The organism is Acidovorax sp., assembly GCF_021287135.1.
Classification (GTDB): Bacteria; Pseudomonadota; Gammaproteobacteria; order Burkholderiales; family Burkholderiaceae_C; genus Acidovorax.
This window is the reverse complement of sequence record NZ_JAJTBB010000047.1, coordinates 23,463-39,407: the sequence shown is the minus strand read 5'-3', so window position 1 is coordinate 39,407 and position 15,945 is coordinate 23,463. Positions and strand designations below refer to the sequence as shown.

Genomic DNA, 15,945 nt, shown 5'->3' with positions numbered 1-15,945 from the left:
GCTGTGGCGCGTCAGGTCGTTTTGGTTCAAGACAAGGGCTTTTCCACCGCCCTGTCGTCCCCCTGGAACCCGCCGCGCCGGCAGGTCACGACCAGCGTGTCGCGGTGCCCGCCCTCGGTCAGCGGCTGGATGGGTGTGGACTCGTGGATCATGCGCGCGTCGTCCAGCAGCATCAGCGACCACGGCTCGGTGAGCGTGAAGCGCTGGCCGCTGGGGCCGGTGGCCTCGAAGACGCGCGTTTCACCGCCCTTGACGCCTTCGCGCCCGACCAGGAACACGGCCACCAGGTCAACGCCGTCGCGGTGGGCGCCTTCGGGGGTGGGCCGGCCGATGCCGTCCGTGGTGTCGATGCGGAACTGGTGCGCCTCCATGAACCAGCGCTCGTGGGCTGGCGCCGGCGCAAACACCGCGTCCGACACCGCCGCCAGGGCCGACAGCAGTTGCCCCCAGACCGGGCGCGCCACGGTGGCCGGCTCCATGGGCGCGAACCAGCGCTCCATGCCGCCATGCAGGGCGTTGTATTCCACCGGCTGCCAGTGGGCGCGGTGGGGCGCCTGCTCGATGCGCCCGTCCTGCACCACGAAACAGGCATGGCGGCGGCGGCGGTAGCGCCCGCCGTCCCGCAGGAAATCGTCGGGCGGCAGGGTCGCCCAGTCGCTGTTGAGCGCTGTCAGGGCCGCGAGATCGCAGCCCACCCAGCGGGCGACGTCGGCGGGCGCCAGCGCGGCAAAGCCGGCCTGGCGCAGTTGGGTGACCACTTCGGGCGGCGTGGTGAAGGGCGGAGAGAAGGTGACTTGGGCCATAGCCCGCAAGCTTAACCTCCGGCGCCGCCCTGGCGGCCCCCGGCCTCAGTCGCGCGGGCCGTGTCCCTTGCCGTGGCCGTTCCCGTTGCCGTGGCCCTTGCCGTTTCCATGGCCCCGCCCGCGGTCGTCACCCCAGTCGTCGCCGCGGTCGTGCTTGGGGCCTTTGCGCTGGTCGTCAGCGCGGTAGCCGGGCCCTGCGGCCGGTGGCCCGCGGCGTGGCGGAGGCTCTTGCAGAAAGTACACCGGCTGGTTGCATGCGTTGTAGCGGGCGCAGTGCTTGCCCCAGTTCTTGGCGTGCCCCGGCGGCACGTACATGTAGATCGGTGACCGCGGCACGGCCACGGCCGGGCGGTGGATGATGACCGGCTCGGCGTAGATCAGGGGCGGCGGCGGCGCGTTGCCGATGTCGATGCGGCCGTACACACCGGGGGCCAGCTCGCCTCCCACGGTGGCGTTGACGTAGGCCTGCGCATGGGCCGTGCCAGCAGCCGCCAGGGCCAGCGCGGCCACCGTGCCGGCGAAGCCAAAGGAGCGCATCATGGAAAAAGCGGGTTTCGTGAGGTTCGTTGTCATGGTCATCTCCTGCACCCGCCCCTGCAGCGCGCGAAGTGCGCAAGCCACCGGAAGCAGGTCCCAGGGTTGTAACAAACGCCGGGGCCCTGCCGACTTCCCGGGGCCAAAAAAATGTAAACAAATACCGAGCGCTGCCGCAGATTCCGCGGACGACCCGTTTTTGAGTGAAATCAGCCTCTACGCCTTTTGCAGCAAGCGCGAGCAGCTATTATTTTTATAGCAACCCTCACCAAGGGATCATCCACCGACCCTGCGCGCTACCTCGCGCAGCCCGTGCGCCGGGCCCGGGCGGCCGAAAAGATAGCCTTGCCACATGCGGCAGCCCAGGCTGGCAAGCAGGTCGCGCTGCTCCCGTGTTTCCACGCCTTCGGCGATCACCCCCAGGTCCAGGCTGTGGGCCAGGTTGACGATGGTGCGGGCGATGCTGGCGTCGTTGGGATCGGTCAGCAGGTCGCGCACAAAGCTCTGGTCGATCTTGAGCTGGTCGAGCGGCAGGCGCTTGAGGTAGCTCAGCGACGAGTAGCCCGTGCCGAAGTCATCCAGCGAGAAGCCCAGCCCTGCGGCCCGCAGGAGGGTCATGCGCTGGATCGTGTCCTCCACATCGTCGAGCAGCAGGGTTTCGGTCAGCTCCAGCTTCAGGCGCTGCGGGTTGGCGCCGGTCTGCCGCAGCAGCCCGAGGACCTCGTCCACGAAATGCGCATGGCGGAACTGCCGTGCGCTCACGTTCACGGCCAGGGTCCAGTGCGCCGTGTGCGGGTCTTGCGCCCACTCCACCAGCTGCAGGCAGGCAGTGCGCAGAATCCACTCGCCCAGCGGCACGATGAGCCCCGAGGCCTCGGCCACCGGGATGAACTCGGCCGGCGGCACCAGGCCGCGCTGCGGGTGCTGCCAGCGCACCAGCGCCTCGGCGCCGATCACGCCGTCGGACTGGCTGATCAACGCTTGGTAATGCAGCAGGAAGTGCCCGTCGCGCAAGGCCTCGCGCAGGCCCGCCTCCAGTGCGGTGCGGGCGGTCACGGCGGCCTGGGTGCGCAGGTCGAAGAAGCGCAGCGTGTTGCGGCCCGCGGCCTTGGCCTGGTACATGGCCATGTCGCCGCGCTTGAGCAGTTCATCCACCGAGCCTTCGGCGTCGACGTACAGGGCCACCCCGATGCTGCAGGAGCTGTGGTATGTGTGCCCCTGGAGCAGATAGGCCTGCCCCACCGCGTGCAGCACGGCCCGGCCCACGGCTTCGGCCTCGGCCGCGGCCCGGTGCGGGTGCGGGCTTAACCCTTCGAGCAGTAGCACGAATTCGTCGCCCCCCAGCCGTGCCACGGTGTCCCCGCTGCGCACGCAGCCCCCCAAGCGCGCCGCCACCTGGCGCAGCAGCTGGTCGCCGATCTCGTGGCCCTGGGTGTCGTTCAGGTCCTTGAAGTTGTCCAGGTCCACAAACAGCAGGGCGCCGCCCGCCCCGGAATGGGCGGCGGCGTCCAGGCCATGCTGCACGCGGTCGAGCATGAGGCGGCGGTTGGGCAGGCCGGTGAGCGCGTCGTAGAACGCCAGCTGGCGAATCTCTTCCTCGGCCGCCTTGCGCTGGGAGATGTCGGTCTGCGTGCCCACGTAGTGCGTGATGTCGCCCTGCGGGCCGCGCACCGCCGTGACGGTGATCCACGCGGGGTACACCTCGCCGTTCTTGCGCCGGTTCCAGACCTCGCCCTGCCACGCGCCGGTGCTGACCAGGGCCTGTCGCATGGCTTGGTAAAACGCGGCGTCGTGGCGGCCCGACTGCAGCAGCCGCGGCGTCTGCCCCACCAGCTCGTCAACGCTGTAGCCGGTGAGCTGCGCATAGGACTGGTTGGCTGTGAGGATGCGCTGGTCCGGGCCGGTGACCACCATGCCTTCAAACGACTCGAACACCGAGGCGGCGATCCGCAGCGATTCCTCGGCCTTGCGCCGCTCGGTAATGTCCGTGGAGATGCCGCACAGCGCATGGATGCTGCCGTCGGGCAGCCGCAGCGGGATCTTGACCGACAGGTAGGCCCGCGTCACGCCATCGCTCAGGTGGGTGTTGACCTCCTCCACCTCCAGCCGCTCGCCCTGGTCCAGCACCCGGCGGTCGTTGCGCTGCAGTTGCGCTGCGGTGTCGGCGTCGAAGAACGTGTAGTCATCCAGTCCCACCACCTCGGCCGGCGGCCGGCCGAACAGCTGGGCGATGTGGCGGTTTGCGTACTGGTAGCGGCAGTCCCGGCCCTTGATGTAGATGAAGGCCCCGACACTGTCCAGGATGGTGGCCAGCTTCTGCTCGCTGGCTTGCAGGTGCTGCGTGCGCTCGCGCACCTGGCGCCGCAACACCAGCGCGGCCCCCGCCGCCAGCAGCGCGAAAGCGCCCAGCCCCGCCAAGGCCCACCAGACCGCGGGAGAGACCTGCAGCCGCGGCTCGGGCCCGCCCCAGCGGCGCAGGACCTCGGCGTACTGCGGGTCCTCGCCGCTGCGCCAGGCCTGCACGGCGCGGTCGATGGCCTGGAGCACCTCGGGGTTGCGCCCGGCGCCGGTGGCAAAGTACAAGGCCGCGGGCTGGAACACGATGCCCGAGTCCGCCAAGCCGAACTGCGCCGCATGGAAATTGCCGAACAGGTGGTTGGCGATCACTGCGTCCGCACCGCCGCTCTGCGCCAGTTCGAAGGCCTCCAGCAGGCTGGCCGCATCCACCAGCGTGACCCGGATGCCGAAACCTTCCATCATGCTTTGGAACGTGGCGCGCTGCACGGAGCCCCTGAGCACCGCCACCCGCTTGTCCTGCAGGTCGAACAGCGACTGGATCGCCCGCCCGCGCGCCCGGTACACCTGCGACCAGCTCTGCAGCACGGGCAGCGCATGAAAGCTGTACAGCGCCTCGCGTTCGGAGGTGCGCGCCACATCGGGCATCAGGTCGAGCCGCCCCTCGCGCAGGGCGTCCAGGCATTCCTGCCAGACGCAAGGCACAAAGCGCAGCCGCCACTGCTCGCGCGCGGCCACCAGTTGCAGCAGGTCTACAAAGAGGCCCGAGGGCTGCCCCTGCGCATCCACGAACACCTTGGGCTCATTGGAATAGACCCCCACCCGCAGCTCCCGCGGAGCGGCCAGCGCCGCGGCGCAGGCGCACGCCCACAGCAGCGTCCACAGCGCCACGGCCCGCGGCCAAGAGACAGGACGCGCCCACACGTCCGCAACGGAGGTCACAAGGTCATCCCATTGAAATGCGAGCCATGTTAACGAAATGTTGCAAAACAGCCCAGGAGCCAATTCCCACTGCACTGCTTGGGGTAGCATCTGCGGCACCGCCACGCACTGCAGACCAGGAGACCGCCATGCCGCACGAGCGCCGCCATTACGTACGGGTTGGGTTTGAAGCGCCGGCCCTGCTGACCACCGCGACGGCGGCCTACAGCGTGCAGGTGCTGGACCTCTCGCTCAAGGGCGCCCTGCTCATGGCGCCCGCCACGGCCCAGCTGAAGGCGGGCATGCTGTGCCAGCTCACCGTACCCCTGGCCGAGGACGGCAACCACATTGCCATGTCCGCGGAGGTCGCCCATGTCGAGGGCCTGCACACCGGCCTGCAGTGCCGCAGCATCGACCTGGACAGCGTGACGCACCTGCGCCGGCTGATTGAGTTGCAGCTGGGCGACCCCGCCCTGCTGGAGCGGGACCTGGCCGAACTGAGGGTGGCCGCGCCCGCCCACTGAACGGCCCCCGCAGCGCGCCTCCACGACGCGCGCCGCAGCGGCGCGCGCTCCAGGCGGGGCGCCGGCACAGGCCTCCTGCCGAGGTGCGCCGCGGCCCGAAGGCCGCGCCCGGAACTAGTGCGTCTCTTGCTCCTGCAGCGTGCGCCACATCACCTTGCCGCTGCCGCTCTTGGGCAGCGCGTTCACGAACTGCACGATGCGGGGTACCTTGTACACCGCCATGTTCTCGCGGCACCAGTCGATGATCTGCTGCTCGGTGGTGTCCTGGTGTGTGGGCCGCAGCACCACCACGGCCTTCACCGTCTCGCCACGGTAGCTGTCCTTGGCGGAGATGATGCAGGCCTCCTGGATGGCCGGGTGGCGGAACATCAGTGCCTCCACCTCGGCCGGCCACACCTTGAAGCCGCTGGCGTTGATCATGCGCTTGAGCCGGTCGGTGAGGAAGAAGTACCCGTCCTCATCCATGCGCCCCAGGTCGCCGGAGCGGAAGAAGCGCTTGCCCTCGAACTCGACAAAGGCGGCTTCCGTGGCGTCGGGCCGCTTCCAGTAGCCCTCGAACACCTCGGGGCCGTGGATGATGATTTCGCCCTGCTCGCCCACCGGCACTTCCTGCAGCGTCTCGGGGTCCACCACGCGGGCATCGGTGCTCATGAACGGGATGCCCAGGCACTGCTGCTTGGGGTGATCCGGCGGGTTGGAGTGCGACGGCGCAGCCGTCTCGGTCAGCCCATAGCCCTCGGCGTAGCGCAGGCCGTACTGGTCCAGCAGCCGTTGCGCCACGGCCTGCGGCATGGCAGCGCCCCCGCCGCCGATGTAGACCAGGCTGGAGAGGTCGTAGCTCGCAAAGTGGGGGCTGCCCAGCAGGTCGATGACCATGGTGGGGATGTTCGTCCAGCTGGTGACCTGCCAGCGGGAAATGAGGCGCCCCGCCAGGTCGCGGTCCCAGCGGGGCATGATGACCAGCGTGGCCCCCGCGTAGATGGAGGTGTGCATCACGCTCACCATGCCGGTGATGTGGAACATGGGCACCACGGCCAGTGTGACCGTGTCCACCGAGGCCGTGCCCCACAGGGCGCCGGCGGCGGCGTTGTGCAGCAGGCTCTTGTGCAGGTGCATGCAGCCCTTGGGCAGGCCGGTGGTGCCGCTGGTGTAGGGCAGCAGCGCCAGGTCGGTCGGCCCCACGAGCAGCTCCGGCGGCGCGTCGGGGCAGGCGATCGCATCCGTCCAGGGATGCACCTGCCCGCCATCCAGCGCCGGCAGCGCATGGCGCGTGCCCAGCCAGTCGCGCCAGGCCTCGGGGGGAGCGTCCGCGCCCTCGATAGCCGGGTCGTATGCATCCGTGAACTGCGTGACCACCAGGTGCGCCAAGCGCTCGCCGGCCGGCAGCGCGTTGCTGGCCTTGGCCAGCTCCGGCGCCAGGTCGCCGGTGGTGATCGCCACCTTGGTGTCGGGGTCGGTGATGTAGTGCTTGAGCTCTTCCGCCCGGTTCATCGGGTTCACCGGCACCACCACGGCGTTGGCGCGCAGGATGGCAAAGTGCGCCATCACCAGCTGCGGGCAGTTCTGCATGCACAGCACCACCCGGTCGCCGCGCTGCACGCCCAGGCGGGCCAGGTGCGCGGCCAGGCGCTCCGCGCCTTCCATGAGCTGCCGGTAGCTGAGCGTGCGCCCAAAGAACACCAGCGCCGCCTTGTCAGGGTAGCGGCGGGCGCTGATGGCCAGGTTGTCCCATAGCGAGGTGGAGGGCAGCGTGATCGACTTGGGCAGGCGGCGGGGCCAGAACTTGTAATGCGGGCGCATGGGGCAAACAGTCTCCTTTGGCCTGACAGCCTAGAGGCCCCGCCGAACGCTAGCAAGGGGGATGGCCCGATGCGCCGTCGCACAGGTGACGGTGCACGCCACGCGCTCATGCCGCGTGGCAGCTTGCCACCCATCATTAACAAGATGTATCGCTCGCACCTAGAATGGCCCGCAGGGAGGAAGCCGCATGACGCCAGAGGCGAAGGCCAGGCAAACCATTGATGCATTGCTGACAGCGGCAGGCTGGCACGTGTGCAACGTTGCAGACGCCAACATCCACGCAGCGGTGGGCGTGGCGATTCGCGAGTTCCCCCTGAACCCCGGTTTTGGCTATGCCGACTACCTGCTCTACGTCAACGGCAAAGCCTGCGGCGTGATCGAAGCCAAAAAAGAAGGCGCCACCCTGACCGGCGTAGAGCTGCAAAGCAGCCGCTACGCCAAGGGCCTGCCCACCACCCTGCCCGCCTGGAGCCGCCCCCTGCCCTTTGTGTGGGAAAGCACGGGCGTAGAAACCCACTTCACCAACGGGCTGGACCCCGAGCCGCGTGCCCGCAGCGTGTTTGCCTTCTTCCGCCCCGAGCTCATGGTGCAATGGCTGGCCTTGCTCCCACCCGCCAGCCATAGCAGCAGCGTCAGCGAACCACCCGATACCTTCCTGGCCCGCATGCGCAACATGCCCCAGCTGGTGACTGAATGGGGCAGCGGCGGCGCGCACTACGAACTGTGGCCCGCGCAGATCGGCGCCATCACCAACCTGGAGAAGAGCCTGGCCGCCAACAAACCCAAGGCCCTGATCCAGATGGCCACCGGCAGCGGCAAGACGTTTACCAGCATCGGCTTCATCTACCGCCTCATCAAGTTCGGGGGCGCACGCCGCGTGCTGTTCTTGGTAGACCGGGGCAACCTCGCCCGCCAGACCAAAAAAGAGTTTGACGCCTACGCCAGCCCCTACAACAACTACAAGTTTGGCGAGGAATACATCGTCCAGCACCTGCAGGGCGGCCACATCGACACATCCGCCCGCGTAGTCACCTGTCCATCCTCCGCGAAGTCGAAGCCGAAGTTGACGCCAACCTCCAGCGCGCGCAGGCGCTGCGGCAGGCAACTTTGACGAAGGCGTTTCATACCGCGTGATCCAACGAGTAACTTTCAGAAAAAAATGCACTCAACCACCGTCAGCGTCCAACAGATCTATCAGGACCGCCGCCAATACCGCGTGCCTTTCTACCAGCGGGCCTACGTTTGGAACCGCGAGGAGCAGTGGGGGCCACTGTGGGAAGACATCCGCGACAAGGCCGAAGCGCGCCTTCAGGGCAACAAGCCGGTACCACACTTCATGGGTGCTGTAGTCCTGGAGCCGCAGAAGAAACTGGGCTTGCTGGGTGTGGAGCGCCACCACATCATTGACGGGCAACAGCGACTCACCACCATGCAGTACGTGCTCACGGCCCTGTGCCACGTGTTGCGCGAGGCCGAGCAAAATGCGCTGCTATCGGTGGTGGATGCCTGCCTCAACAACCCCAACCCCGAGACCATGGAGGACCGAGAGGTGGAGCGCTTCAAGCTTTGGCCCACCTTCCGCGATCGACAGCAGTTCGTCAGCGCCATGACGGCGGCCAATTACGAGCAACTGCAGGAGCGGTTCGCAGACAGCTTCACTCGTCAAGGCACACTGCGTAAGATCGGCGCAGACCACCCGCCCGCGCTGGAAGCCATTTGCTACTTCCGAGAGGCCATGCACGAGTGGGCTGAAAGTGACCGTGAGACGCCTCCAGCACAACTCATGGCTGCGCTGGCCTCTGCCATCCTGACCGACTTGTCCATCGTGTGCATATCGCTGGGAGAGGAGGATGATGCCCAGGTCATTTTTGAGACACTCAACGGCCGGGGCGCCGAGCTGCATGCCACCGACCTGATACGTAACTTTATCTTCATGCGTGCGGGCACGGACGCAGACCAGCTCTACAACAATCTGTGGTCTCAGTTTGAGGCCCCACTGTGGTCAGAGCCCCAGAAGCGCGGACGCCTAAACAAGCCCCGGCTTGAGTGGTTTGTGCAAACAGCGGTACAGGCGCAAACCGGCGAAGAAATTGATATCGGGCGCTTGTATGTCGGCTACCGCCGCTGCGTAGATGGCGAGTTGACGCTGCACAGCGCGGGCGCGCAGCTGAATTTCTTGAACCGGTACGCCGAGCACTACAAGGGTCTGGTCACCGGAGTTGGCACCACGCCCATCGCCGAGTTTGGCCGACGTATTGCCGTTTGGGATGGGTCGGCCACACATGCCCTGGCACTCAACGTAGCTGCTGGCTCCCTGCTGGATACCGACCAGCGCGCCATTTTTGACGCCATCGAGTCGTATCTCGTCCGGCGCACAGTCTGTGGGCTTTCGCGTAAGAACTACAACAAGGTTTTTGCTCTGCAACTCAAGAAACTGTTCGAGGCAGGTGCTGATGCCCTGGCGTTCAAGGACTTCCTGGCAGACCTAACTGGCGAAGCTTCGCGCTGGCCCCGGGACGACGAATTCAGAAAGCACTGGCTCAGCGCCGAGATCTACCCCGGTCGGCTGGATGCCGCCAAGTTGCGAGCGATGTTCCATCGCTTGGAGATGGCCATGCGCTCGGCCCGTACGGAGGAGAAGGTGGTTCTCAGCCTGGACGACATGGACATTGACCACATCTTGCCCCAGGCGTGGACTGAATATTGGCCATTGGCGAACGGCATGCCGGTTTCTCAGCAGGAAATCTCGGACGCCGTGCTGATGTCGTACACAGCAACGCAGTTGAGCGAGAAGAGCGAGCTGATCGCAAATCGTCAGGCATCGGTGCCGGTGTTCGGCAACCTGACGATGGTGCATTACGGGGTAAATCGCTCGGTAAGAAACAGAGAGTTCGACGTGAAACGCAATGCCCTTTTCGAGCACTCGAATCTACAGCTGAACAAGGCGTTGATGGCCGCCGTTAAATGGGACGAAGCAGCGATTGCTAGCCGTAGCGAGCTGCTGTTCTCTCATGCAGTGAAGGTTTGGGCTGGACCGGCATAAGCGAAGCGCCGTCCGTAGGTTCCCCAGCACGGCCGCCGCACCCCTGAAAGAGCTGCAAGAAGTCGAAGCGGCGCCGTAATCAATGCACTACAACTTTGATAGCTGCTTGCGCTTGATAGACGGGCTGTAGAGGCCATTTTTACCCCAAAGACTACCCTTGCAGCGCCATCCGTTGCGCTTCACCCCCATCCGGTTTAAAAACCCATTTTGGGTATTAAAATGCCCAAAATGGGTACGCAGCCAACTCACACCACCGAACCACACCGCACCAGCCTGGCGGGTGCCCTGTTTTCAGGCACGCAGCAGCGCGTGCTGGGCCTGCTGTTCGGGCAGCCGGATCGCAGCTTTTACGCCACCGAGTTGATCAATCTGGCAGGCGTGGGCTCGGGGGCTGTGCAGCGGGAGTTGGCGCGCCTGGCCCAAAGTGGCTTGGTCACGGTCAAACCCGTGGGCAACCAGAAGCACTACCAGGCCAACCCGGATTCACCCATCTACGAAGAGCTGTGCAGCCTGGTGCGCAAGACGGTGGGCATGGCCGAGCCCTTGCGTGCTGCGCTGGCACCGCTGGCGGCGCAGATCAAGGTGGCGTTTGTGTATGGCTCCGTCGCCAAGCAGCAAGACACGGCCCGCAGCGATATTGACCTGCTGCTAGTCAGCGACACCCTGACCTATGGCGACACCATTCTGGCGCTGCAAAACGTGAGCGCGCAGCTGGGGCGCGAGGTCAACCCCAACATTTTTACGCCGCAAGACTTTGCTAAGCGGCTGCGGGAAGGCGGCGCTTTTGTGTCGCGCGTCATGGCGCAACCCAAGGTCTGGCTGATAGGAGGCCCCGATGACCTCGCCCTTTGACAACCTGGCCGGGCCGGGCAAGGCCCTGCGCCCAGAGCCGCCTGATGCGAATGAATTTGGCGGCCTGCAGCGCATGGGGCTGGCCCGCCTGCAAGACGCCCAAAAGCCCGACCTGGCCCTCGAAAGCCGGTTTGACCTGGCCTACAACGCTGCGCACGCGCTGTGCCTTGCAGCGCTGCGCTGGCACGGCTACCGCTCGGGCAACCGATTCATTGTTTTTCAACTGCTGCCCCACACGCTGGGCTTGGGCCCCGAAGTGTGGCGCGTGTTGTCCAAGTGCCATGACGCCCGCAACCTGGGCGAGTACGAAGGCATGCTCGAAGTCGATACCCGGCTCGTCACCGACCTGATCACGGCCTGCAAACAGGTGGCAGACAAACTTGGCGCCTTGCCGCCCATCACCTCCCCATGAACACCACCACCCACTCCCTCGTCCAGAAGCTCTGAAACTACTGCAACGTGCTGCGCGACGACGGCATGAGCTATGGCGACTATGTGGAGCAGCTGGGCGAACCAGCGACACTCGCCACATTGCCCATGCGCACACACGACCACCGCCCCACGCCATGCTGACCCTCCTCTACTACGCGCTCATGCTTCTCGTTGGATACGTGTGGTACCGGTACGGGCAAAAGCTGCTGAACCAGGGCCTGCGTGATGAAAACGATGGGTTCACCAAGCCGCCCGTCGGGCCGGTCGGGTTTCTGGTCATCAGCGGCATTGCTGCGTACCTGTTGTTTGCAGCCCTGCGCGCCCTGGTACTGCGCGAAATCCCCTGTGTCGGAAAAGGCTGCGCCCACCAGATCTACACGTTGGCAGAACACTCGAACCAGTACTGGGCCAACCTGTTTTTTGTGGTGTGGATCGTGGTCGCCCTGGGATACGCGATGTACGTGACGGTCAAAATTTGGCTGAAAAAGTGAGGGCCGAGGCCGGCTCGGCCCCGGTCAGCTATTGACCTGCGCCCACAGCTTGTCCAGCCGCTTCACGCTCACCGGCTGGGGCGTGCGCAGCTCCTGCGCGAAGAAGCTCACGCGCAGTTCCTCCAGCAGCCAGCGCAGTTCCTGCATGCGCGCATCCACGGCGCCCTTGCGCTCGGCCACCAGGCGCCAGTAGCGCTGCTCCTGCGGGCGCAGCTCGGCCAGCTTGGCGGCGTCGCGGGCGGGGTCGGCACGGTATTTGTCCAGCCGCAGCGTGATGGCCTTGAGGTAGCGCGGAAAGTGCGCCAGCTGCGCCCACGGGGCCTGGGCGATGAACTGCTTGGGCACCAGGCGCTGCAGCTGTTGCTGCACGTCGGCCGTGGCGTCGGGCGCGTTCTTGGTGTCCTTGAGCTTGCGGGCCGCGGCGGCGTATTCGATGAGGATGGTGCCCGCCAGGCGAGCGACCTCGTTGGCGATCAGCGTGAGGCGGCCCCGGCCCTCGTCCACGCGGCGCTTGAAGCCGGCCTCGTCGGTGGGCAGCGGGTCCAGCAGAAAGGCGCGGTCCAGCGCCACGTCGATGATCTGGGCGCGCAGCTCTTCCTGCGTTCCCAGGGGCATGAACGCCACGGCCATCTTCTGCAGGTCGGGGATGTTCTTTTCCAGGTACTTCAGCGCGTCCTTGATCTGCAGCGCAAACAGGCGGCGCAGGCCGGCGCGGTGCTTGGCGGCGGCTACCTCGGGCTCGTCGAACACTTCGATGGTGACGGCGTCGCCGCCGTCGATCAGCGCCGGAAAGCCCACCAGGGTCTGCCCGCCCTTCTTGATCTCCATGAGCTCGGGCAGCTCGCCAAAGGTCCAGGTGGTGTAGCGCTGGCCCGCGGGTGCGGCGGGGGATGGAGCGGGTCCAGGCGCGGGTGCAGGCGCGGATTTTGCTACTGTTTTTGTAGCTGCTTGCGCTTTACCATCGGGCGCTGGAGCCGTTTTTTTCTCTAAACCACCGCCCTGCCCGCCCAGCTTGAGCCCCGCCAGCGCCTGGAAGGCGCCGCGCGCCTTGGCGCCCCACTCGGCCTTGAGCGCGCCCAGGTTGCGGCCCTGGCCGAGCTGGCGGCCGTGCTCATCCACCACGCGGAAGTTCATGAACAAATGCGGGCTGAGCATGTCGAGCTTGAAGTCCGCCCGCTTCACATCCAGCGAGGTCTCGTCGCGCACCTGCTTGAGCAGTGCGTCCGTGAGGCTGCCGGTGCCAAAGCGCTCAGGCGCGGCAAACAGCTCGGCCAGCCGTGTGGCCGATTCGGGCAGCGGCACAAAGCGGCTGCGCGGGCGCTGCGGCAGGCTTTTGAGCAGGGCCTGGATCTTGTCCTTGAGCATGCCGGGCACCAGCCATTCGCAGCGCTCCTCGCTCACCTGGTTGAGCACAAAGAGCGGCACCGTCACGGTGATGCCGTCGCGCGGGTCGCCGGGCTCGTGCAGGTAGCTGGCGCTGCAGTCCACGCCGCCCAGGCGCACGGTCTTGGGGAAGGCGCTGGTGGTGATGCCCGCGGCCTCGTGGCGCATCAGCTCGTCGCGCGTGAGCTTGAGCAGCTCGGGGTTGGCGCGGCTTGCATCCTTGTACCAGCGCTCAAAGGTCGCACCGCTGCACACGTCCTGCGGCACCTGCTGGTCGTAGAAGGCGTAGATCAGCTCGTCGTCCACCAACACGTCCTGGCGGCGGGACTTGTGCTCCAGCTCTTCCACCTTGGCGATCAGCTTCTGGTTGGCGGCCAGGAACGGCAGGCGCGTTTCCCACTCGCCCTGCACCAGCGCCTCGCGCAGAAAGATGTCGCGCGCGCCGTGCGGGTCCACCGTGCCAAAGTCCACGCGGCGGTTGTTGTAGATGACGATGCCGTACAGCGTGGCGCGCTCCAGCGCGGTGACCTGGCCGGCCTTCTTCTCCCAATGCGGGTCCAGCATCTGCTTCTTGAGCAGGTGGCCGCCGATCTGCTCGATCCATTGCGGCTCAATGGCCGCGATGCCCCGGCCAAACAAGCGCGTGGTCTCCACCAGCTCGGCCGCCACAATCCAGCGGCCGGGCTTCTTGTTCAGGTGCGCGCCGGGGTGCTTGTAGAACTTGATGCCGCGCGCGCCCAGATACCAGTCATCCTCGTCGCTCTTGCAGCCCACGTTGCCCAGCAGGCCCGCCAGCATCGAGAGGTGAATCTGCTCGTAGCTCGCTGGCTGGGTGTTGACCCGCCATCCATGCTCCGTCACCACCGTGAGCAGCTGGGTGTGAATGTCGCGCCACTCGCGCAGGCGGCGGATGCTGATGAAGTTCTGGCGCAGCAGCGCCTCGTACTGGCGGTTGCTGAGCTTGTGCGTGGGCGCGGCTTCCGGCGCCGGAGCGGGAGCAGGCACCGGCGCAGCCGCCCGCTGCCCCACGGGCAGGATGGCCTGCGAGGGCGCCTTCTTGAGCGCCATCGCTTTTTGCGCACGGGCCGAAGGCAGGCTGGGCGCCCCGCCGCGGGCCTCGTTGATCCACTTCCACAGCTTCAGGTAGCCGCTGAACTCGCTCTTGTCGTCGTCGAACTTGGCGTGCGCCTGGTCGGCCTGCTGCTGCGCTTCCAAAGGCCGGTCGCGCACGTCCTGCACGCTGAGGGCGCTGGCGATGATCAGCACCTCGTCCAGCGCACGGCGTTCGCGGGCCTCCAGAATCATGCGGCCCACGCGCGGGTCCAGCGGCAGCTTGGACAGCTCCACGCCCATGGGCGTCAGCTCGTTGGCGTCGTCCACCGCGCCCAGTTCGGAGAGCAGCTGGTAGCCGTCGGCAATGGCGCGGCCCGAAGGGGCCTCAAGAAACGGAAACTGCGCCACATCGCCCAGGTGCAGCGACTTCATGCGCAGGATGACGCCCGCGAGGGAGGAACGCAGGATTTCGGGGTCGGTAAAGCGCGGGCGGCTGTTGAAGTCCGCCTCGTCGTACAGGCGGATGCAGATGCCGTTGGCCACGCGGCCGCAGCGGCCCGCACGCTGGTTGGCGGCCGCCTGGCTGACGGGCTCCACCAGCAGCTGCTCCACCTTGCTACGGAACGAATAGCGCTTGACGCGCGCCGTGCCTGCGTCAATCACGTAGCGGATGCCCGGCACGGTGAGCGAGGTCTCAGCCACGTTGGTCGCCAGCACGATGCGGCGGCCGGTGTGGCCGTCAAAGATGCGGTCCTGTTCGGCCTGCGACAGGCGCGCAAACAGCGGCAGCACCTCGGCATTGCGCATCACGGGCTGGTGCGACAGGTGCTTGCGCAGGTGGTCGGCGGCCTCGCGGATCTCGCGCTCGCCGGGGAGGAAGACGAGGATGTCGCCGCCCGCGTTGCCCGCCCACAGTTCGTCCACCCCGTCGGCAATGGCCTCGTTCAGGCCGTAGTCACGGCTCTCTTCAAACGGGCGGTAGCGCTGCTCCACCGGAAAGGTGCGGCCCGAGACCATGATGACCGGCGCCGGGCCCTTGGCACTTTCAAAGTGCTTGGCAAACCGGTCAGCGTCGATAGTGGCCGACGTCACGATGACCTTCAGATCCGGCCGGCGCGGCAGGATCTGCCGCAGGTAGCCCAGCAGGAAGTCGATGTTCAGGCTGCGCTCGTGCGCCTCGTCGATGATGAGCGTGTCGTAGGCCTTGAGCAGCGGGTCGGTCTGCGTCTCGGCCAGCAGGATGCCGTCCGTCATCAGCTTGACGGAAGCGTCGCGGCTCAAGCGGTCCTGGAACCGCACCTTGTAGCCCACCACATCGCCCAGCGGCGTCTGCAGCTCTTCGGCAATGCGCTTGGCCACGCTGCTGGCGGCAATGCGCCGCGGCTGGGTGTGGCCGATGAGCTGGCCTTTCTGTCCGGGTTTTGCATTGCATTTTCCCCGGCCCAGCGCCAGCGCAATCTTGGGCAGCTGCGTGGTCTTGCCCGAGCCCGTTTCGCCGCACACGATGACGACCTGGTGCTTGTCGATGGCCGCCATGATCTCCTCGCGCTTGCCCGACACGGGCAGCGAGTCGGGGAAGGTGATGCGCAGCGGGGCGGCCTGGCGGGCGGCGGGTGGGGGAGATGGGGGCAAGGAAGGCGCGGAATCGGTCATGAAGGGCCGCATTATCCGAGCGCTTCGTTGGCAGCGTGCAACACCCGGCGCAGTGGCCCCACGCGCGGCACCGCAGGTTCTGCACAGGCCAGCGCGCCATGCGCCGGCGGCCCCTGGGCCCTCACCGCGCGGTGTTCTGGCAACGCAATCCTCAAGGTCGC

General features: G+C 66.6%; 11 protein-coding genes. 6 read left to right on the top strand and 5 right to left on the bottom strand.

The features are described from left to right. Positions 1–26: 26 nt before the first annotated feature. The 3 genes from LWW96_RS11350 to LWW96_RS11340 all read right to left on the bottom strand — a co-directional run bounded on the left by LWW96_RS11350 (position 27) and on the right by LWW96_RS11340 (position 4,574). Complete coding sequence (locus LWW96_RS11350) at positions 27–803, bottom strand: 2OG-Fe dioxygenase family protein (RefSeq protein ID WP_291487022.1); 777 nt, start codon at positions 801–803, stop codon at positions 27–29. Between the two features lie 45 nt (positions 804–848). Then, complete coding sequence (locus LWW96_RS11345) at positions 849–1,340, bottom strand: hypothetical protein (protein ID WP_291487247.1); 492 nt, start codon at positions 1,338–1,340, stop codon at positions 849–851. A gap of 273 nt (positions 1,341–1,613) precedes the next feature. After that, complete coding sequence (locus tag LWW96_RS11340; protein ID WP_291487020.1) at positions 1,614–4,574, bottom strand: EAL domain-containing protein; 2,961 nt, start codon at positions 4,572–4,574, stop codon at positions 1,614–1,616. 128 nt (positions 4,575–4,702) lie between these two features. Between LWW96_RS11340 and LWW96_RS11335 the strand changes: the two genes are divergently transcribed. After that, a complete protein-coding gene (locus LWW96_RS11335; RefSeq protein WP_291487018.1) occupies positions 4,703–5,077 on the top strand; it encodes a PilZ domain-containing protein in 375 nt (124 codons plus the stop codon). Between the two features lie 114 nt (positions 5,078–5,191). Here LWW96_RS11335 and LWW96_RS11330 read toward each other — a convergent pair whose 3' ends face one another. Beyond that, a complete protein-coding gene (locus LWW96_RS11330; RefSeq protein WP_291487016.1) occupies positions 5,192–6,877 on the bottom strand; it encodes a long-chain fatty acid--CoA ligase in 1,686 nt (561 codons plus the stop codon). Between the two features lie 187 nt (positions 6,878–7,064). Here LWW96_RS11330 and LWW96_RS11325 point away from each other — a divergent pair, with 187 nt between their 5' ends. From LWW96_RS11325 to LWW96_RS11305, 5 genes are all read left to right on the top strand, one after another. Beyond that, positions 7,065–7,988 carry a DEAD/DEAH box helicase family protein gene (locus tag LWW96_RS11325; RefSeq protein WP_291487014.1) on the top strand — a complete coding sequence of 308 codons (924 nt, stop codon included), beginning with the start codon at positions 7,065–7,067 and terminating at the stop codon, positions 7,986–7,988. A 48-nt stretch (positions 7,989–8,036) separates the two neighbouring features. Beyond that, positions 8,037–9,920, top strand: coding sequence for a DUF262 domain-containing HNH endonuclease family protein (locus LWW96_RS11320; protein WP_291487012.1), 1,884 nt, complete (start codon positions 8,037–8,039; stop codon positions 9,918–9,920). A 228-nt stretch (positions 9,921–10,148) separates the two neighbouring features. Continuing rightward, a complete protein-coding gene (locus LWW96_RS11315) occupies positions 10,149–10,772 on the top strand; it encodes a transcriptional regulator (RefSeq protein ID WP_291487010.1) in 624 nt (207 codons plus the stop codon). Then, entirely contained in the window at positions 10,756–11,184 is a 429-nt protein-coding gene (locus tag LWW96_RS11310; protein WP_291487008.1) for a hypothetical protein, read from the top strand. The genes LWW96_RS11315 and LWW96_RS11310 overlap by 17 nt, the downstream gene beginning before the upstream one ends. Before the next feature lie 154 nt (positions 11,185–11,338). After that, positions 11,339–11,695 (top strand): hypothetical protein, encoded by a 357-nt coding sequence (locus tag LWW96_RS11305; RefSeq protein ID WP_291487005.1) that lies wholly within the window; start codon positions 11,339–11,341, stop codon positions 11,693–11,695. Positions 11,696–11,719: 24 nt separating this feature from the next. Here the strand turns inward: LWW96_RS11305 and hrpA are convergent, their stop codons facing one another. Next, a complete protein-coding gene (gene hrpA / locus LWW96_RS11300) occupies positions 11,720–15,784 on the bottom strand; it encodes an ATP-dependent RNA helicase HrpA (RefSeq protein ID WP_291487003.1) in 4,065 nt (1,354 codons plus the stop codon). Between the last annotated feature and the right edge of the window lie 161 nt (positions 15,785–15,945).